The sequence below is a fragment of the Paenibacillus intestini genome, assembly GCF_030803945.1.
In the GTDB taxonomy this organism is placed as follows: Bacteria; Bacillota; Bacilli; order Paenibacillales; family Paenibacillaceae; genus Paenibacillus; species Paenibacillus polysaccharolyticus.
In genome coordinates, this window is record NZ_JAURUN010000006.1 from 18469 (window position 1) to 37599 (window position 19131).

Here is a 19131-nt window from a genome sequence, read left to right on the forward strand (position 1 = left end):
CCATAATCAAGTGCAGAAGACGGCCGATAAGCACAGTTATTACAGTCCGCTTGGGTCTCAATATACAGCTGTATATAACTTGCTTACATCAGCTTATTACCCGGTTCACTGCGCGTAGAAGCGTATTTTGTATTTTTAGACTGAACTAGGCATGTTCTTGGGTACTGTAAAAATAGATAAAGCACCGGAGAATTGAATTCTCCGATGCTCTATAGCATTCCTTGGGATAGCACGGCTATGCGTTCTCGTTTTATTTACCTGACTCTTCCTGCATGGAGGTCGCTATACGTACCATCTCATTCTCAGGCAGATCCGCGCTTGTAATTCGGTATTCCACGCCATCGGAAGTCCAGGTCAGCGTCTGCAAAGCATCTCCGCTAATCATACCCGCTGTAAATCCAAGATCAACCAGACGGGAAGGGGCAAGGGATACAGCACGATCCTGAGGTCTTGCTTCAAATATGGTGTAATTATAGGTTCCCTCATACCGAAGCAGAACGGAATAATCCCCGGCTTCTTCCAGAATCTGATCATCCTTCAGCTTGACACCTTCCGGCGCATATGTCGGTTGAATAACACCAAAGCTCTCTGCTTCTTGCGGTTCAGCCACAGTAGGTTCTTCGGTACCCTGCCCACTTGCTGCCCCTTCTGAACCTTCTGCTCCTTGTGTTCCTTGTTGATCCGTCCCCTCACTTACGCCTGTCTGCCCATCAACAGCTCCCCCGGTTCCCTCGGAGCCTGGCGTAGCCTGAGGATTAGCAGGCTGTTGTCCGGCGGTGTCATCGGTTTTCTCGGCTGGAGCAGCACCTGCATCTGTTCCTGCCTTATTCCCTTCTTCTGTTGCAGCCGTCATGTTGCGTTGCATATCAAAGGCATCTTTTCCAAATTCCGCTCCGAATTTGAAGCTGTCAAACTTCACGTCCACCACCACATTGGCGTTGGAGTCCGATACTTCTACTTGTTTTGGTGCGTAATCACTCTTATTCAGCCAGATTTTTTGTCTTACGAGAGCATGTGTATTGTAGTTGGCAGCAACATCGAATACATAGCTTTCCTTTTCGTCTGCAAACTGACGGGTCGTATCCCCTGTAATGCTTCGAATTAACGTCTCATACAAGTAAACCTGACCCTGGTTATCCGGCCAATCACTTTGGAAACGGAAGCTTTTATTCTGGCTCGGTGTCAGTACAAACACACCTTCATCGTTACGAAGTACAATTTGCGTAACATCCTTCTTGGCATTGGTTAATGCAATACGGTAATACGAAGGCTTCTGATGCCATACCTCGACCTTGTACTGCTGCGGTGTTTCTCCGGTATGCAGCGTCATAACGCCTGCTCCCTGGTAACTTTCCATCTCTCCAACGACTTCGTTCAGATCTTTGACCACAGCTGCCGCATCCTTCTTCCCGCAGGCGGCAAGTAAGGCCGATAAGACCAATACCATGGCAAGCATCCATGATATTCGGCGCATGACATCATCCCCTTTAGCACATGTTTTCACTTCAGGATTGTGCGTACAGCAGAACCCCTACTTGATTAGTACATGTTATGAGGGACTTGTTCGATATATGCGGACTAGTTTGACAAGCATGGCATGAAACGTTGTTGAAACGGATTTCTTGTCTACCATAGCGGGATATACACCGGATAACTTGTCTCCGTATTCGGCGCATCTGTTTTTCTTTTAATCCAAAGTTGCCGCAAATCCGGCAAACCATAGCCTGAAATTTTGTAATTCCGTAGCGAGACATCATGGGCGTGCACTTCTTTGAAAGCATATACCGGCAGTATAAGCGCCTCTTCAATCAGCCGCCCCTCCAGTTGAATTAATCTTTCCATACGTAGCACAGGTTCCTGAAACATAACGATATTTTCACATGCTTGGGCAAGCTCGCCTCTCCAATAATCATTCATTGCAAGCAGAAATAACGTATTTCCGAATGTATACATCGTTATCAGACTCCGCATCACATGCTCATCAAATACTTCCCCCGTATAGATCATCTCATAAGGCTGAAGTTCGTCATGATAGACCATATGAACAGGATCGCCAGTCACAACAGTTATGTTTAAACCCACTGATTCACAACGCTTGGCAAACCAAGCCATATCTGCCTCCATCTGCTTCCCTTCTTCAACCCAGACTCGCAACGGTTGTCCCTGGTATGCACTGCGCTCAAGCAACGTTGCTGCCTGTACAAGTCCCGACTTGTCCGATCCCGTCTGACCTGTCACAGCCTCTTCAGAAGGAATTACATTTTGTTGCTCCCGTGCTCGAATACGAATCAAACGATCGGCCTTCTCCATGTAAGGATTGTCCATTGATTCAACCAACTGATCCGAATCGAGTAACAATCGGACAGCTTGACGGAAATAAAGATCATGATGAGGGCCTTCCTTTTGCATATTAAACGTCATAAATACACCGCCCTGAATCTCATGCTCCACAGAACGAAGTTCACCGTCTGAAAATAGACGCTTCTTAACTAAAGATTCAGTCAAGTCTGCTTGAGGAAGCTGCCAGAATTCAACCCGATCAATATATGCTCGGCCTCGGAAATAAGTCGGGAATACCTCCATTACCAACAAGGTCGCGTCATGATGCATAATTCGATAAGGTCCTGTTCCAATCGGACGAAGGGATTCCATTTGTACATCCCAAGGTACAATCGAAGCACACAAACTGCTCAGCAGATCAGGCAACATGAAGTTAGGCTTATGTAGCACAAAGCGTACGGTCAGGTTGTCTATCAATTCAACATGTTGAATTGAACCAAACATGGTTTTGCAAGGATTATCAGGATCAGTAACGATACGATCAAACGTAAATTTAACATCTGCTGCTTCCATCACACGACCATGATGAAACTGAACGCCTTTGTTCAGATAAAACGTCCACTCTCTGCCCTCCTGATCACTCTCCCACGCTATAGCCAGACTTGGCTCACATTGCTGCCGCTCTGCATTGTAATGAACCAGACGGTCAAAAACCTCAGTGATAATAAAACCTTCCCCCCACATCGCCGTCTGCGTTGGGTCAAAGGTCTGGAAAGGAGTACTCTGCGGAATTCGTAATGTATCCGTTCTACCTGCAACCCCTTCAATGGAACGTAGACCAAATTGAAGTTGCAGATTATGCAACAGCCTCTCTCTTAACTGAGGTGGCAGGGAGGAGGACATTTCATAGGCTTCTTCCATCCTGTTTGCATGCAAAAGCTGATCAAAACGTTCTGCAGCAACTTCTGCCACTGGCTTGCAAAAGACCAGAATTGACTTTTTTCCTCTTCCGCGCTGCGGGCTCCATCTTGCCCAACCATGCTCCTGAAACTTGTTCATAATCAGATTCATGTTACGCATCGTACAGCACAGATAATCCGCAAGTTCACCTATAGTGATGTAAAGCTCTTGATCATCATGTACATGCTTAAGCTTCAAGCGCAATTGTATATAATGCTCCGATATATCCATGCGATGTATGTCCCTCCGAATGGTCCATTTTCTTTGTTCCCTAAAATACGAAACATGAACGACTATGTATACAGTTTTTCTTCCGGTTTTATTTTATTATACTCGATAACATCAACATGACCACAGGAAGGAAGACATACTTGCTATGAAATTTACTGATTTGCACTCGAATATTAAAATTCGAATTGTTACTGATTTTTTTACTGATCTGACACAAAAGACTGTTCTTCCGTTTATGGGGATTTATCTGAGTATACAGATTGGCGTTGGATGGGCAGGTCTCCTACTGACCGTTAATATTGCTGCTTCCATGCTGGCGGGACTTGGTGTTGGATACTTGTCTGATCGAATGGGACGTAAAAAACTGATGGTCATCGCCCAAAGTCTGCAGGTATTTTCTCTATTCTGGCTCGCAGCTGCCAATTCACCCTGGATGAATTCTGTCACACTTACATGTCTTATGTTTCTACTTAGCAGCATCAGTTCAGGGATAACCGCTCCGATTGCAAGTGCCATGATTGTTGATGTAAGCAGTGAGCAGGAACGTCATTACATCTATGGTTTGCAGTACTGGACAACCAATGTAGCCATAACTTTCGGTGCATTGCTGGGAGGCCTTTTATTTGAATCATTTCGTTTTCTGCTGTTTAGTCTGGTATGTGCGGAAAGTATCGTAACCTTGCTAATTCTACTATTTCTAATTCATGAAACAATGGTAAATAAACATTACGTTTCAATTAATTCAGCAAATGACCCATTTGTATCTCCACCATCTGAACCCTCTGGACAATTGAAGTCAGCTTTACAAAACAACATGTTAAACACGTACAAAAAAATACTTCGCGATAAACGTTTTATGGTCTTTTTTACAGCAACCGTTCTTGCAGTTGCCCTTGAATTTCAGTTGGATAAATATATTGCCGTAAGGTTAAAAAATGAATTTGCTTCAGAATTTCTCGGCTTTCATATATCGGGCCTTCACATGTTCAGCATAGTCATGATCATCAACACAGTAATGGTTGCCTTAATTGCCATTCCATTCGGCAAGTACATCAGACGCATCAGTTCCAAAACGATCATAACAGCCGGAATGCTCCTCTATACCTCTGGTTTTGTCGTTCTGGCTTTCAGTAACTGGGCATGGTTGCTTATAACTTCTGCTGTACTGTTCACCATTGGGGAGCTTATGTATTCACCTGTGCGTCAGGTTCTTCTAGCCGGCATCATTCCCGATTCAAACCGCGCGGCATACCTGGCAGCTGATGGACTCAGCTATAATGTTGCCGCTCTGCTGGGAAGTCTTGGCCTGGCAATAGGAGCTCTCTTCCCTTCATATGTGATGGCCGGTTTATACCTGACAGCAGGTTTGGGAGCCCTTTTCTTTTTTCGAATGTCACTTCGAGCAGAGGCCAAACGCAATCCAAACACTTCCTTTGCAGATGCCTCTTAAGCAATATCTATCCATAGACGCAAATAAACATTTGAGAGCCTTTCGGGGCTCTTTTTTACGTTTATTCGAGTTCTTTCATCATCTTTAACAGTAAACAATCATATTCATTTTGTATATTATACTTTACATTTAGTCGATTATCATATACATTGTATTCATGGAGGTGAGTACATGGAAGAATTACACAATCACGTTCGGGAGTTACGAGCCAGAGACCGATTGTCTCAGGCAGAGCTGGCGAAGCTCATCGGAGCATCAAGGCAAACCATTGCTCTGATTGAACGCGGAGATTATTCTCCCTCGGTCGTTCTGGCATTAAAAATAGCTCATGTGTTCGGCGAATCTGTTGAAAAAATATTTGAATTGAAAGGTGGAAATATAGATGAATCCAACCGCTAATACCTCATCCAAAAAAAGAAGAATGCGTCTTCCGCTCTATGCCGCTGGCGGTGCTGTTGTCGGATTTATTTCCTCAGCCGCAATCACCAAGCTTCCCTCTGATCTGAACTGGACCCTGTCCGTTTATTACGATTACGACCTGCTGTTTGCCCTGATCGCTCTGGCGGTGCTTGTTATGACCATTTGGAACAGCATTAGTCTGGCTCGTACTCCTTCTGCCCGTCCTGAAGAAGATGAAGCGGATGATATAAGTGACCCTCCCTCCTTGATGTCCCCTGCTGAACGTTCGCTGGGAAGCGCCATGATGCTTAGCACGTTCAGTGTGATTACTTCATTTGCATGGGTCGCCCTTGCCTTGTCGTTATACGCATCGAGTAGAGACTTGCCCAAGTCTAGCAATCTGTTTACGCTTGGAAATTTGGTCGCCGCCTGCATCGCTGTAATCATCGTCGTTGTCCTGCAGAGCGTGACGATCAAACGTTACAATCGCTACTTCCCTGATCGCGCACTGGACTTGAACTCCCGCAACATGCAGAAAAATCACTTCGAAAAGCTGGATGAGGGCGAGAAATGGATCGTGTATCGCGCAGCCTATCGCTCGTTTCAGATGATGAATCTCCTGCTTGGCGTCGGTATGGCCGCTTTAGTCGTATATTCGATCTTATTTTCCTTTGCCGCTTTCCCGATCATACTGCTGTCAGTCATCTGGATCATCAACATCGGCGTTTATTTTCGTGAAACTTATCGTGCTCAGAAGCAGTAATACACAGTGAACTACCTACTTTGGTAAAAATGACTAAAGGAGTGATGACGTGCATTTATTCAATCGAAATACCCGGTCCAGATGGAGCGCCCTGACCAGCGCATGCATGGCACTTGTTCTTTCTCTCAGCCTCTGGGCTCCCCAGGTGCAGGCTCAGACCGGGGCAACAGCCCCTGACACTGACGGTTCGAAACAGCCTGTAACACTGAATGCCGAATCGGCTAATGCTTTTCTGGATAAGTTCTTTGCTTCATCTGAAACCAAACCACATTACGTTGGCGCGTCTGTCGTCGTTGTAAAGGATGGTCAGGTAATTGCAGAAAAAGGATACGGCCATGCCGATCTGGACAAAAAAACACCTGTCGATCCGAAAAACACCGCTTTTCGTGTCGCCTCTGTCTCCAAAACCTTCACAGCCGCTGCGGTCATGCAGCTTGTTGAGCAAGGTAAAGTCGACCTGAAGGCTGATTTTCAGACCTATGTGAAGGGTTTGCACTTCGAGAATCCATTCGATGCGGAAGTAACCGTAGAACATCTGTTGACACATACCACCGGGTTTGAAATCCGTGATCCACAGCCGGAAGACATCCACACAGACCAAGGCAAGTACATAACGATGGAGGAATACGCCGAGCAGCACATGCCTCCTGTTGTGCGAAAGCCTGGTAGCGCCTACATGTACGATAACTTCTCGTTTTTGCTACTCGGGTTGATCGTCGAAAATGTCAGCGGCGAGCCGTTTGAAACGTACATGCAAGAGCACATCTTTAAGCCTTTAGGCATGAACAACAGCAGTTTTATGCTAGATGAAAAATTCCAGAAACAGCTTGCCACTGGTTATGATGCAGCTCACAATCCGGTTGACATGTACTTCATTGATCCCAATCCATTGCCACAAGGCGGCATGCTGTCTACCGCGGATGACATCGGCAAGTTTATGATTGCCTTTCTGAATGACGGCAAGAAAGATAACCAGCAGATTTTGAAATCAGCAACCGTGAAAAGTATGGAGCAGTATCGCTCTTCCATTCACCCGTTGCTGCCGGATAGCACGTACGGATTCGAAGCACCATTTCAGCTCCCTGGGGCGGGAAGCAGTTCCAAAGTAATCACCAAAGCAGGCGACCTGTCAGGTTACAGCTCTTATCTATTTTTTATTCCTGAGCAGAACACAGGCGTCTTCCTTACCTATAATCAGAATGGAGCTCTGCGTAACCTGCTCTACTCGGCCTTTATTCAAAACTTCTTTCCTCAGTACGCTAAACCCGTACAATTCAAGGATTACACACCGCAACCTGCGGAAGAGTTGCAACGTTTCAACGGTTTTTATGCCGACCTTCGGATCAGTGCACTCATCAGCAAACTGCAAACTGGCGGTGAAACGTCCAGTCAATTAAGCATTAGTGATCCGTATCTGGGTGAACGTAAGCTGATTCAAGTGGAAGACAATCTGTTCACGGATGAATTAACAGGACAGTTCACAGCCTTCAAAACCTATGAAGATGGAACAACCTACATGAGAGAGCCGTATCTCAACCCATTCGGATATGCCAAAAAAGGGAAAAAAGCGGCGGGCTTCCTGGATGTTAAGAAGAACAATCCTTATGCTCAAGCGATCCATAGCTTGCAATCGCTTGGATATTTCGAAAATGAAGCTAACCAGTCTTTCATGCCTAAAACGACTGTAACTCGTGCGGAATTTATCGAGGATATTCTTAAATTAAGTGGACTCAAGCCTAGCAAAACACCAGCGCCTGCAGACACCGACTGGGCTGGCCATGCCTCAGCTGGCTATATCCAGCTTGCTTATGAAATGGGTATGATTACAGGTGCAGACGAGAAACAGTTTAAACCCGATCAAGCCATTGTTCGGCAAGAAGCAGCAGTTATGATATGGAGAGTATTTCAGCTGCAGTATCCAAGCGAACTGTTTAAGAACGTTAAACTTGCAGGCCACACAGATGCTTGGGCTGTGCCTGCAGTGCAAATGATGGTGAAGCTGGGTATCTACGGCCCTGAGGTCAAAATGCTGGAGGACAATGCTGCAGATTACCTCTCACGCAAACCTCTCATTCGTCAGGAACACGCTGCGATCATGTATGCGTTAATTACACAGCCGACCGATCGCATCGTCGCTGAATTGATAGCTGCACAACAGCCAGCACAACCACAGCAGCCATCAGCGGAGGATGCAGCTAAGAATGTTGAAGCACCTGAGAGCAAGCCAGAGACTACACCAATGCCAACGACAGAAAGCGCTCCTCCAGCAACATCCGTTCAATAATTATGCTATACAAGTAAATGACAAAAAGGCTTGTTCGAAAGGATTTCTCCTTTACGAACAAGCCTTTTAAATTATGCAATTAATGAGGATACATGTGTGTTTCCGTTGCGCTGATCAAACTTGGCTGCGGTAGCCTGGGCATACTCTTCAAAATAATCTGCAAGTTTGAGCAGGTTTCCCGGATCTCCCTCATACGAGAAGGAAGCTGGCAGACGCAGACGATACCCTTCTGAGTCCTTTTCTTCAGCCCAGCGCCGCAATAACGAAGCTGCCTTTGCATAATACATCATTTTGGCATACGCATCTTCATGATCGGCTGCAAGCACCAGTGTTTCCTCGAGGATATCAATCCCTTTGGCCGGATTCGTAAGTGCGAGATACTCCATCTGCTCGGAAAAACTCTGCACGAAATCATTCTCACCTTTGATTAAACGATATCCTTTAACCTGATGTTTATCTGCCTCATCCTTCCGTCCCAGACGATACAGTGGCATCAGAACTTCGGATAAGGTCAGATGTGGGATCTCCGCACAGCTCATGCGTCCTTTGAGAATCGGCTTGGCCACTTCCAGCACCTTCTCGTCGTCTCCCTTTAACATAAAATAACGCAAAATCTCGTCCTGCTCACACGCCTCGCAGTCACTCATGAAGTCGCGGTCTAACGCTCTAAACTTGTCATAACTGCGCCCCGCTTCTTCCAGCTCTCCGAAATCCATAAAAATGCGAAAACGGTAGTACCAGTAAGAACGTTCGCTATACCCATAAGACTTGAACCGTGCCCCGAAGTCCTCTAACAGCTCCATAATCTTTTCACGTGAGATTTCCGGGAAATCGGGCATTTTGCCAAGAATCCATTTATAAGACCACAATAACGTTTCTTCATCATACAGCTCTGGTTGCTGATCAAACTTGCCTAGTTGCCAGGAGAAAGCGATCAAAGCTTTCATCGGATATCCACAGAAGGTGGCGACATCCACAATCTCTGAACGTGCTTCGTATGCCTCCTCAACCATACCATTGAGATCAGCCACCCGTGCTGCTTCCTCCAAAAAACCAAGCTTTGCGGAACCATTCGGCAGCTGATAGGCCTCTTCCATCAAATCTTCGAATTCCATCTCTGTCTTCATCAGGCATCTCCCTCATGATTCGTATTTGCGCTTAAACCCCAATCAATAAACCGTACAATTCCCTGGTTCAATACTTCAAGCTCCTGCTTGTTCATGGCGTAATGCCCCATCATCAGTGCATTGACATACAACATTTCAATAGCAATCGGTGTCATCTGATTATCTGGTGACGTCAACACCCGTTTAATGATGGGATTATTCACATTCAGATACAACGTCGAGTATCCTGCCGAATTAATACCTGATGACAACGACCCAAGAACAGATGAGAATAAGTCGGTACTCTCTTCGCTGGCTTTTTCCAACGCACGTAGCGTGGATGATTCCTGCGAAAGGGTAAACAACACTGGCAAGTCAGCGGGCTTGAATCCTTTCACTTCTGCGCGGCAGCGGAAACGTTGTAACGCCGAATCTGCCAGACGCAATGCATCATAATATTGGTTGCGCTCAGCTGGTGCAATATCTGTGAACGTCATCGATACTTCATCTGGCTCAATTCGCTCGGTCTCTACATGATTCAGTATGACAGGCAACATCCCCATCAGCTCTTTATCGTAGATGTAACCTGCGTTAACGACCAACATGGACTGTGCAGAAGCCACATGGTGGATCTGGCGGTATTCATCAATGGTACTGGTATAGTACAGTGTCTCTCCTTCATCAATCAGTTCACCCAGTTCCCGGTGTCCTCGCGTTGTATCGAAAGGCAACCAGCGGTGAATCATCGCGTAAAATTCCTGATCCTGAACAGCCAGCGCCTTCATCGAAAGGGCGTGCAGACGAATCAACTTCTGTAGACGTTCAGTCTGCTGTTCAGCCATTTCGGTAAGTCCCATCCGCAAGGCGTCTCCGAGCTCGGAGCGCACTTCTTCCAGCTTTTCATTTTCATAAAAATGCTCTCTTGAAGCTGTCGGCTGCAGCTCGTCGGTCCAGATCAGACATTTTACAAAAAACGCCCACTCCGGCAAAATATTCTCGGCCTTCTCCGAAATAAGCATTCGCTTCAGATAGACCCGGTGAGAACGCTTGGCATTCAAATTCACGGCGTGCGGCAACACATAGGCAATGCCTCCCGTGCGCCCCGAAGCCGTTGTCAGCGGGATGAAATCCTGGAATTTCTCCCCAAGCAGACGTTCACCAAACGCAAGCACTTCCGCACGGCAGGAACGAGCAAGCTCTGGACGTGTTAACCAAATCGGAGAATCCTGATTTACGACAGAATGCACCCCGTCATGAATCAACGTGACTGGATAAGGCAGGAGCGCACCATAATAAAATAAAGCTTCTTTCACATACTCCGCTTCAAAGTAGTGTGCCGCCTCCGGCGTACAACGCAGATATACTTTCGTTCCGGGAGACAATTGCGTGTCCAACTGCCTAATCGTATACGTACCATCCGGCTTGCCGCGCCACTCCATGGAAGGGCCGCCCTTCACCGATTGAGTCAGCATGACGATCTCATGACTGACCATGAAACAGCTCAGCAGACCAATACCAAAACGTCCAATAAACGATGTCTCGCCATCCAGCAATGCCTGTTGTCCCCGCTTCGAGGATTGTCCAATCATAGCTAGAAACTCATGGATGTCCGCTTCGGTCAAACCAACTCCGTTGTCCTCCACCATCATCGTCAATTGATCTCCGGTTCCTGTTAGCTCAATACGAGCTTCTCCCTGATATCCCGGTTCCACTTCCTTGCGTGCCGTAATCGCATCTGTTGCATTCTGCATAAGCTCACGCAGGAAAACTTTTGGACTGCTGTATAAATGATTCGATAAAATTTGGATCATTCCGCTCAGGTTGACCTGAAAACGATATTCATTCGGTGTACTCATGAACCACTTCACCTTTCCTTTGGGTCTAACACAGCACTTAGCCCGCTTTAACATCTTCACACTGAATAAATGGATGTGTTAGACGAACTCATTATGTATATATCGGCCTATACTCTATTACTCCATTATCTATAGCAATGAAACAGCAATCAAACGGCCTTCATACCTTCTTTTCAAGGATACATCGTACAGCCTGTCAAAAAAACAAACCTTAGACCCGATTTGGTGAAATTTCCCGGGGAATTATGCACTAGAATTTCAGGACTATTGAAGCAATAATATATTTCTTTAGTCTTAGTTGAACGATCTGACACCGCTGGACGTATAATTATCAAATTAGAAAACGGACGGTGATTATACATGATTGAGGTTCTCAATATAAACAAATATTTCGGTGAGCATCAAGCGCTACAAGATGTCAGCTTCACGATTCAACAGGGCAGTATAACCGGGCTTATTGGCCCAAACGGCTCGGGTAAAACAACCCTCATTCGGATCATGAACGGAGTTCTGGGCGCAAACAGCGGGCAGGTTACCATCCAAGGCATGGATACATCAATAGAAACAGAAAAGGTGCTGGGAATCTGCGGAACACTGACCGAGCAAAGTGGCTTGTACGAAAATATGAGTGGGCGGGATAATCTTCTGTTTTTTGCGGATGCCTTTGGGCTAAAACGTGCAACTGAACGCATTGACGAGTTGGTGCATCTCCTTGAGATTCAGGATTACCAGCATCGTAAGGTCGGTACCTATAGCACAGGGATGAAGAAACGTTTAGGTCTGGCACGGGTGCTGTTGCACCGCCCTTCGATTCTGTTTCTCGATGAGCCGACCAACGGTCTCGATCCTGACGGAATCCAGATGGTTCTTCGCATCATTCGTCAGTTAAATACGGAGCTGAACCTGACGATTCTCATCTCCTCACACGTGCTTACTCAGCTTTCCGCCGTGTGTGATCATTATATTTTTATGGAAAAGGGTCGTGTTGTTGAGAAAGGGACTGAACAGGAGATCATTCAGCGTTATCAATCCGCACCGCGACTAGAGGTCGAAGCAGATATGCCACACGGTTGGAAGACGGGGATTTATTCGCCTGAGACGGTTACAGCGCATACAGCAACATACCAACTCTCGTCTCGAGAGCATATTCCGTTGTTGCTTCGGCAGCTGACCGAGCATGGTCAGGTCTATCAGGCACGTATGGAAGGTAATGATCTGGAAAGCATCTATTTTGCGATAAGGGAGGCGAATGCACATGAATAATCGTCAGGCGATACGTGCACTCATTCGTAAAGATATTCGTTCTGTCACATCCAGTGTGCAACTATGGCTGCCTATGCTGATTGTACCGCTAATTATCGGAATCATTGTTCCCTCTGCTATGTTGTGGGTTGCATCCCGCGTGGATCTACACTCGATTAGTAACTTAAATGTTGTATTGGACACATTAGACAAGCTCATTCAGAGTGGACAGATGCCCTCCCTTGCTACCATGAGCACAGACAATCAACGCATTGTTTATTTTCTTGGCTTGTATATGTTCGCCCCCTTGTTTCTCATCATTCCAGTGATGGCTTCCAGCATCCTGACTGCCAACAGTTTCGCTGGCGAGAAGGAACGCAAGACACTGGAAGGTTTGCTATTTACACCAATGAGCATGAGTACACTGTTTAGAGGTAAAGTTCTGGCTGCTTTCATTCCGTCAGTGTTGTTGTCCTGGGTGACCTTCATCATCTATGGGGTCATTGCCAACATCCTGATGTACCCGATCTTTGGCACACTGATGTTTCCGAACTGGAACTGGATCATTCTGATCCTTTGGGTAGTCCCTACATGCAGTTTAGCCGTTATTCTCCTCAATGTGCTGATCTCGGCTAAAGTACGGGGATTTCAGGAAGCTTACCAGCTTGGCGGACTTGTTGTCTTGCCCCTGATTGCCCTGATTGCTGGTCAGGCTACCGGCATGTTAATGATTGGGCCATGGATGTTGCTGGGCACCGGTGCAGTGATGCTGCTCACGAGCTTTATTTCACTCCGTCTCGTAACCATGTGGAACCGCCGTCAGCAACTTGCGGAGAGTCAGATCTGATTGAGAAATAAACAGACGCGAGTTATGATGTGGAGACATGTACTTGGGATGATTATAGTGAGGAATGGAACAACAGCATGGAATACAACCTACTCCAGAAATTAAAATATGCTTCATCATTAACGGCACAGGAGAAGCATATTGTGGACTTTATCCTGAACGACCCCGAAGTTGTATTCCACTCTACAGCCCATGAACTGGCTCAGCAGACTTATACAAGTGCGTCCACTATTGTTCGTCTATGCAAAAAGCTGGGTACCAAAGGGTACCCAGACTTTCAGTTAAAGCTTGCGCTAGAATATCAACAACATCCCCCTTCCCCCTTACGGACGCCGGATCATACAATCACAGAACAAGGCAATGTACTGGCTGCGATTGACTCTGTTCCCTACCTATATCACCAGGCGCTGGATGAGACACACCGTATGTTAAGCGCTCCTGTTCTAGTAAGAATCGCGAATTGGGTCAAAGAATCCGCACGTATCGATATCTACGGTAGCGATATGAATTATTATTTGGCACAGCAAGCTTGTGCCAAATGGAACGAGCTTGGCATTGCGGCGGTGGCACACAATGGTCCCAACATGCATTATTTAAATACAATGAATACCAGTCAGTTCATCCTGTCTTTTGTCATATCTCATACGGGAGAGAACTCATCCATGATTGAAGCTGCCAGAGTACTGAAGAATATGCAACGTAAAGTCATCGCCGTGACCGAAAACAATCTTTCAACACTGTCCAGACATTGTGATGAAACACTGCTAAGCTATGGTTATAACGAACAATTGAGGTTATCCAAAATGTCTTCCATGATCTCGGTACTCTATCTGTTTGATATGCTGTATATGGCGAGCATCAGCGACAACTACTGAGATTAATTATTAATCATTTATCCGCGTCCGCGGCAAAAACAATTCCCGCATTTTTGCGAGCTTCCGCCAGTACGTTCATTACAGAACGGCTGTGTTGAAGCAGTTCATAACACCGCTTATAGTTTTTAGCCAAATAAATATCTCTGAACACTTCCCACTCATAGTACAGCCAATTGGCTTTGTTCTGCGCACTATACTCCTCAGATGGCTCTTTCCCGATCTGAAGCTTGATTTCCCGGCAACCGTTCGCTCCTCCTACAACCTGAAGGTACCCTTTTTCTCCCTGGATGAGCACAAAGTTCATGCCATTCGTATCTTTAGCACCTACACATTCTGCAATGAACTCGGGATACTTGAGGACCACAACTCCTGATGTATCAATGCCGTTCGCATGCTGATTCGCTGTATACGATACGGTATTCGGACTGCCAAACAAACTCATAACCAGATGCAGATTGTAAATGTTGATATCCATCAGCGCTCCACCAGAGAACTCGGGATTAAATACGTTCGGTGTCTGCCCCGCTAGAAGATCATTGTATTTACGGGAGTATTGACTGTAGTTACACTGAATCAGTTTGATCGCACCAAGCTTTGGTAGTTGCTCCTCGATGATTTTGATATTGGGCAAATGAATGTTGGAGATGGCCTCAAACAACAGCAGGTTCTTTTCTTTTGCAAGTGCAATCAGCGTTTCTGCTTCCTGAAGCGTGGACGTGAACGGTTTTTCACATACAACATGTTTACCATGTTGAAGTGCCTGATAGGCCTGTTCATAATGCATACTATTGGGAGAAGCAATGTAAACGAGATCTACATTTTGATCCGAAAGTAAGGACTCCAGGTCTGTATAGATTGTACTTACCCCATATTTACCTGCAAGCTCTTGCGCAGTCTCTCTCTTACGGGAGTACATCGCTGTGACCTTGACATCCTCCAGTTCATTGATCGCGGATAAAATGGCATCTACAATGGAACCTGTACCTATGGTTGCTATCTTCATCATATCGTTTCTCTCCTGTCGTTGTGGTTCAGTCACAACCATGTTACCACGTCCAAATTAGGTGGAGAATATTTCAGGACGAGAATGGTAGCATCATGCGCAAATGGATTTCAAGTTGAACCGAGTATGAAATTCAATTTCATTCTCTTGCTTTTTCTCCTTCTATCCCCGCTCTCATCCCCATTCTAGATCTAACATAAATTCCATAGTTTACCGATATAACATAAGAAATTGACGACATATATATCTAAGGGGGAGGAAGCAAGAATGAAAACAGGGTATACATACGTACAACGCACCCTCTGTGCATTGCTGTTATTTACACTCATTACAGCAGTTACATTAACAGGCGGAACCGCTGCCCAAGCAGCTTCGCTAAGCCAGTCAACCGTCTATTATGAATCTGATGGCGTACTTTACAAAGTATCCGGAGATGGTAGCAATCCAGCAGAAGTATTAATTGATTTTGAAGGCGTAGATTTGACTGCAGCGGGATCATATCTCTACTACACTCAGTCCTCTACTTCCACAACATTACTTCGCGTTCCAAATGACGGTTCCAGTGATGAACCAGAGACATTCGCTTCCGATGTCATCAATTATTATGCGGATAACGGATTTATCTACTACATAGACTCCAAGGGAAGCATATATCGTGCCAATGGCGACCAAGGTATATCATCTGCAACCAAAATTGCGGACAAAGTTAATACGGACCACCCACTTCTAATCGTGACCAAAGGACGTGTGTACTATAATACCTTGGTTGGCGGGAATACGTGGGTGGCTTCCAAAGCATCAAACGGTACTGGAAACGTACAGAAGCTGGCCCAAGGTGCTGTAGAGAGTCGTTATTTTGTGAACTTTGCCAAAAATGAATTACAACTCATGGTCAACACCAATCCTGACGAGCAATATTACTCTACAAAAGCTATTGTGATGTACAAGGCCAACTACAACACAGGTAAAGGCACGGCCGTGAATGCAAAAGCCAAGCTTGATGTAAATGCCGTTTATTCCGGTGGCTGGAGCAACAATCTATATGTGTACAATAGTGGTATTAAGCTGGACAGCAACAAGGATTATAACTATACCCTGGGCAAAGCTTATGCATTGACAACATCCGGTAAAACATTTCAGCTTCACTCCAAAAGCGTGCGAGAAGTCAGTGCAGTTGGAACAGACAAGGTGGTAATCATTGATGCGGATCAAAAAGCGTACGCCAAAACGGTTACTGCGAGCAAGGTGAGTAAAACGTCTAATCTCAACTTGAGCAACGTAACCTATGTTACGAATCAATGGATGAATGATAAACCGGAGGTTGTCTACATTTCTGGCAAAAATGGTCTTTATGCAGTCAATCCATCTCTAAAAGTAAGCAAAATAGCCGCTGACGAATGGGAAACGTTCCACTTGCGTGATGATGTTCCAGGAATCTTCTACATCCATGCGAAAGATGAATTCCGTTTATATCATTCAGAGGCCAATGGAACAGGGCAACAAGCATTAAGTGATATTTTCCTGGACAATATTCTTTTGATTACACTGAATTAAGTCCTTTCCAGATTCGTTAGATTTCAGGTTTGATTAATAATGTAAGGATAAGATGGCTCTACAGCTTTGGTGCTGGGTGTCATCTTTTTTTTGTGCTCACATTTTGACGTATATGTTACATTCGACGTATAAAATTTTCATTTTTCTTTTCACGTTTTCTGTTTTGTCGAAATTATTTTTCAAAAACGCCTTCCATTTGAGAATGATAATTGTTATCATTAAGAAAATAAGACAAAAGGATGGTCCGTATGAATGAATCGTTTCCCGTATTAACCGAAACCTCTTCTTTACCGCTACTCTCTTCAATGTGCCGAGTACGTCGCGGGAAAAATTTCCGTATACAAGGCATCACGGTAAGCCGGCCCATACTTTGTCTTATTTTAAAAGGCAACGGCCTTCTGGTTCTGGACGACATCGTTTACGAAGCACAGGCTGGTGAACTGTTTCTGATCAAACCCGGCTTGACTATCGATGCAGTGGCTCATTCAGGAATCACTGAATTCCTTATGTTAAGTATGGAACAAGTCAATATGCAGCGAGTACGAGGCAAATGGAACATGACCGCTTCTTCCTATCTTCCATTTGAATGGCAGGCTGGCAAAATGCGCATCCGGCATGAACAGCAGGCAGCAGAACGAATGGCCAAGTTGTATGATTCCTATCGAGGGGAACTTGCAGAGCATTTTGTCAGCATACATAGTCAGTTACATGAACTTCTACAATTCCTGTCAGAGCATCGATTGGAAGAAAACCTTGAAAAGGTAGATCCCGCACTGGAGCGTAGCATTTCATATATGCGTCGTTTCATGAGTGAAGGTATTAGCATGGATCATCTGGCCAAAATCGCCGGACTGACCCCAAGCTCATATTCCCGCAGCTTCAAAAAAGCAAAAGGCATGTCACCTACCGATTATCTCAATCGGCTACGGATTGAAGAAGCCAAAAAGCAACTGATAGAGGAAAACTGTGTTCTCAAAGAGGTTGCAGAATCCGTTGGATATGGCAATGAATATTATTTTAGTCGTAAATTCAAGCAGATGACTGGCATTGCGCCAAGTATATATATGAAGAAACATCGGTTACGTGTAGCCACAATATCTAGCGCTGGCTTTGATGAGCACCTACACTCCTTGGGATTGAAGCCAGTTGAATCACTGAATTTGGGCCATAGTCAGAATAAGAAGACAGCGGAGCAAGAACGTAATCTAACGAACCAACTGGAACAACTTCGCAAAGCTAAACCTGATCTGATTATTGGTGACGTGTCCTGTCAACCTTATACTGATCAACTGAAAGGTATTGCCCCTGTCGTCATTGTCGAAGTGACCGATGATTGGAAAGAGACTCATATTCGGTTGGCAGAGCTTACCGGGCGTGAGAAGCAAGCAAAGCACAATTTCAAGGAACTTGCACTTCATCGGTTGGAAGTCGCTCCATCCTCTACATTTACATCGAGTCGCGACCGGAAGCATGTCGTTTGGACAGACCGAATGAATTCTCCGCTTATTCATTCACAAGCCAAAGGCTCCACATTGCGGATTCCCTCACAACATATACAGCGGAAAAAGAAAAACCTATTGAAGCCCGTTGTCATGCATCCTTCTACGGCATTGGTACACGAAAACTTGAGTGTCATCGGGCGTTAAAAAGCAAAGGGACCCTTCCTGACGGAATGGGTCCTTTGTTTCGAGCTTATAACTGTTCTTTCATTTCTTCTTTAATCTCTTCTTTTGGAACAAGCTTATAGATTTCTTCATCTTCCATCGTATCAATAAGCCTGTCGAGCCATCGGTAGTATGCTTCCGCTTGCAATACTTTACGCTTGTCCTCATGCAGTACTTGCAGAAGCTCAGCGTCAGTCTGTTCATCAAGCTGATCCATCAACCGGTTCATCTCATCTACGGATTTACGAAGAATCTGAAGGTTGCTCTCCACCGCTTTTCTCCATTTAATGGCGAAATAATCCGTAAACGTCTGATGCCAGTCATACTCCACTTCATATAGATCTTTTCTGGAGCCTTTGCTCCACACCTTATTTACCATTTTTAGATCCAGCAGAGTTCGTACTCCGGTGCTCATGCTTGTTTTGCTCATTTCCATTTCCCGGCCCATATCATCAAGGGTCATCGGTTTTTCTGCGAAAAATAGCAATCCATATAAATGTCCCGTGGACAACGTTACGCCGTATAGATCCATATTTCGTCCAATGGCTTCGATAACGCGTTTACGGATCTTCAGCACCGCTGTCTGCTGATCCTCTTGCAAATGGTCCAAGCTCATG

Annotated in this window: 15 protein-coding genes; 9 read left to right on the plus strand and 6 right to left on the minus strand. The window is 45.4% G+C overall.

Features of this window, described 5'->3' with window-relative positions:
• Positions 1 to 250 precede the first annotated feature (250 nt).
• Both J2T16_RS16850 and J2T16_RS16855 read right to left on the minus strand, forming a co-directional pair.
• A complete protein-coding gene (locus J2T16_RS16850) occupies positions 251 to 1474 on the minus strand; it encodes a DUF4367 domain-containing protein (RefSeq protein ID WP_090918143.1) in 1224 nt (407 codons plus the stop codon).
• Positions 1475 to 1626: 152 nt separating this feature from the next.
• Entirely contained in the window at positions 1627 to 3471 is a 1845-nt protein-coding gene (locus J2T16_RS16855; RefSeq protein WP_499018819.1) for an ABC transporter substrate-binding protein, read from the minus strand.
• 145 nt (positions 3472 to 3616) lie between these two features.
• On the opposite strand from J2T16_RS16855, the gene J2T16_RS16860 reads away from it, so the two are divergent.
• The 4 genes from J2T16_RS16860 to J2T16_RS16875 all read left to right on the plus strand — a co-directional run bounded on the left by J2T16_RS16860 (position 3617) and on the right by J2T16_RS16875 (position 8367).
• Positions 3617 to 4921, plus strand: coding sequence for an MFS transporter (locus tag J2T16_RS16860; RefSeq protein WP_221787882.1), 1305 nt, complete (start codon positions 3617 to 3619; stop codon positions 4919 to 4921).
• 171 nt (positions 4922 to 5092) lie between these two features.
• Positions 5093 to 5320: a helix-turn-helix transcriptional regulator gene (locus J2T16_RS16865; protein ID WP_090918145.1), complete on the plus strand. Its 228-nt coding sequence runs from the start codon at positions 5093 to 5095 to the stop codon at positions 5318 to 5320.
• A complete protein-coding gene (locus J2T16_RS16870; protein ID WP_221787879.1) occupies positions 5304 to 6083 on the plus strand; it encodes a DUF3169 family protein in 780 nt (259 codons plus the stop codon). Before J2T16_RS16865 ends, J2T16_RS16870 begins: the two co-directional genes overlap by 17 nt.
• Positions 6084 to 6189: 106 nt before the next feature.
• Complete coding sequence (locus tag J2T16_RS16875; RefSeq protein WP_499018820.1) at positions 6190 to 8367, plus strand: serine hydrolase domain-containing protein; 2178 nt, start codon at positions 6190 to 6192, stop codon at positions 8365 to 8367.
• A 71-nt stretch (positions 8368 to 8438) separates the two neighbouring features.
• Here the strand turns inward: J2T16_RS16875 and J2T16_RS16880 are convergent, their stop codons facing one another.
• The gene (locus tag J2T16_RS16880) at positions 8439 to 9494 is read right to left on the minus strand and encodes a hypothetical protein (protein ID WP_221787875.1); all 1056 of its coding nucleotides are present in this window, start codon (positions 9492 to 9494) and stop codon (positions 8439 to 8441) included.
• A complete protein-coding gene (locus tag J2T16_RS16885; protein WP_221787874.1) occupies positions 9494 to 11329 on the minus strand; it encodes an HSP90 family protein in 1836 nt (611 codons plus the stop codon). The genes J2T16_RS16880 and J2T16_RS16885 overlap by 1 nt, the downstream gene beginning before the upstream one ends.
• Positions 11330 to 11689: 360 nt before the next feature.
• On the opposite strand from J2T16_RS16885, the gene J2T16_RS16890 reads away from it, so the two are divergent.
• The 3 genes from J2T16_RS16890 (at position 11690) to J2T16_RS16900 (ending at position 14293) form a co-directional block, all read left to right on the plus strand.
• Positions 11690 to 12592, plus strand: coding sequence for an ABC transporter ATP-binding protein (locus tag J2T16_RS16890; RefSeq protein ID WP_336120877.1), 903 nt, complete (start codon positions 11690 to 11692; stop codon positions 12590 to 12592).
• On the plus strand, positions 12585 to 13418 hold the full coding sequence (locus J2T16_RS16895) for an ABC transporter permease subunit (protein ID WP_499018821.1): 834 nt from the start codon (positions 12585 to 12587) through the stop codon (positions 13416 to 13418). Before J2T16_RS16890 ends, J2T16_RS16895 begins: the two co-directional genes overlap by 8 nt.
• A 77-nt stretch (positions 13419 to 13495) precedes the next feature.
• The gene (locus tag J2T16_RS16900) at positions 13496 to 14293 is read left to right on the plus strand and encodes an SIS domain-containing protein (protein WP_494390509.1); all 798 of its coding nucleotides are present in this window, start codon (positions 13496 to 13498) and stop codon (positions 14291 to 14293) included.
• Between the two features lie 13 nt (positions 14294 to 14306).
• Here the strand turns inward: J2T16_RS16900 and J2T16_RS16905 are convergent, their stop codons facing one another.
• The gene (locus J2T16_RS16905; protein WP_499018975.1) at positions 14307 to 15296 is read right to left on the minus strand and encodes a Gfo/Idh/MocA family protein; all 990 of its coding nucleotides are present in this window, start codon (positions 15294 to 15296) and stop codon (positions 14307 to 14309) included.
• A 267-nt stretch (positions 15297 to 15563) separates the two neighbouring features.
• Between J2T16_RS16905 and J2T16_RS16910 the strand changes: the two genes are divergently transcribed.
• Together J2T16_RS16910 and J2T16_RS16915 are read left to right on the plus strand one after the other, a co-directional pair.
• Complete coding sequence (locus J2T16_RS16910; RefSeq protein WP_221787871.1) at positions 15564 to 16850, plus strand: DUF5050 domain-containing protein; 1287 nt, start codon at positions 15564 to 15566, stop codon at positions 16848 to 16850.
• A 248-nt stretch (positions 16851 to 17098) separates the two neighbouring features.
• A complete protein-coding gene (locus J2T16_RS16915; RefSeq protein ID WP_221787870.1) occupies positions 17099 to 18496 on the plus strand; it encodes a helix-turn-helix domain-containing protein in 1398 nt (465 codons plus the stop codon).
• A gap of 46 nt (positions 18497 to 18542) precedes the next feature.
• On the opposite strand, the gene J2T16_RS16920 is transcribed toward J2T16_RS16915, so the two are convergent.
• Positions 18543 to 19130, minus strand: coding sequence for a GbsR/MarR family transcriptional regulator (locus J2T16_RS16920; protein WP_090918165.1), 588 nt, complete (start codon positions 19128 to 19130; stop codon positions 18543 to 18545).
• Between the last annotated feature and the right edge of the window lies 1 nt (position 19131).

What these genes read in the sequence shown, in the direction of transcription:
- J2T16_RS16905 (WP_499018975.1), bottom strand. Translation starts at nt 15,296, where the DNA reads ATGAAGATAGCAACCATAGGTACAGGTTCCATTGTAGATGCCATTTTA.
- J2T16_RS16880 (WP_221787875.1), bottom strand. Translation starts at nt 9,494, where the DNA reads ATGAAGACAGAGATGGAATTCGAAGATTTGATGGAAGAGGCCTATCAG.
- J2T16_RS16865 (WP_090918145.1), top strand. Translation starts at nt 5,093, where the DNA reads ATGGAAGAATTACACAATCACGTTCGGGAGTTACGAGCCAGAGACCGA.
- J2T16_RS16860 (WP_221787882.1), top strand. Translation starts at nt 3,617, where the DNA reads ATGAAATTTACTGATTTGCACTCGAATATTAAAATTCGAATTGTTACT.
- J2T16_RS16920 (WP_090918165.1), bottom strand. Translation starts at nt 19,130, where the DNA reads ATGAGCTTGGACCATTTGCAAGAGGATCAGCAGACAGCGGTGCTGAAG.
- J2T16_RS16900 (WP_494390509.1), top strand. Translation starts at nt 13,496, where the DNA reads ATGGAATACAACCTACTCCAGAAATTAAAATATGCTTCATCATTAACG.
- J2T16_RS16850 (WP_090918143.1), bottom strand. Translation starts at nt 1,474, where the DNA reads ATGCGCCGAATATCATGGATGCTTGCCATGGTATTGGTCTTATCGGCC.
- J2T16_RS16855 (WP_499018819.1), bottom strand. Translation starts at nt 3,471, where the DNA reads ATGGATATATCGGAGCATTATATACAATTGCGCTTGAAGCTTAAGCAT.
- J2T16_RS16895 (WP_499018821.1), top strand. Translation starts at nt 12,585, where the DNA reads ATGAATAATCGTCAGGCGATACGTGCACTCATTCGTAAAGATATTCGT.
- J2T16_RS16875 (WP_499018820.1), top strand. Translation starts at nt 6,190, where the DNA reads ATGGCACTTGTTCTTTCTCTCAGCCTCTGGGCTCCCCAGGTGCAGGCT.
- J2T16_RS16885 (WP_221787874.1), bottom strand. Translation starts at nt 11,329, where the DNA reads ATGAGTACACCGAATGAATATCGTTTTCAGGTCAACCTGAGCGGAATG.
- J2T16_RS16890 (WP_336120877.1), top strand. Translation starts at nt 11,690, where the DNA reads ATGATTGAGGTTCTCAATATAAACAAATATTTCGGTGAGCATCAAGCG.
- J2T16_RS16910 (WP_221787871.1), top strand. Translation starts at nt 15,564, where the DNA reads ATGAAAACAGGGTATACATACGTACAACGCACCCTCTGTGCATTGCTG.
- J2T16_RS16870 (WP_221787879.1), top strand. Translation starts at nt 5,304, where the DNA reads ATGAATCCAACCGCTAATACCTCATCCAAAAAAAGAAGAATGCGTCTT.
- J2T16_RS16915 (WP_221787870.1), top strand. Translation starts at nt 17,099, where the DNA reads ATGAATGAATCGTTTCCCGTATTAACCGAAACCTCTTCTTTACCGCTA.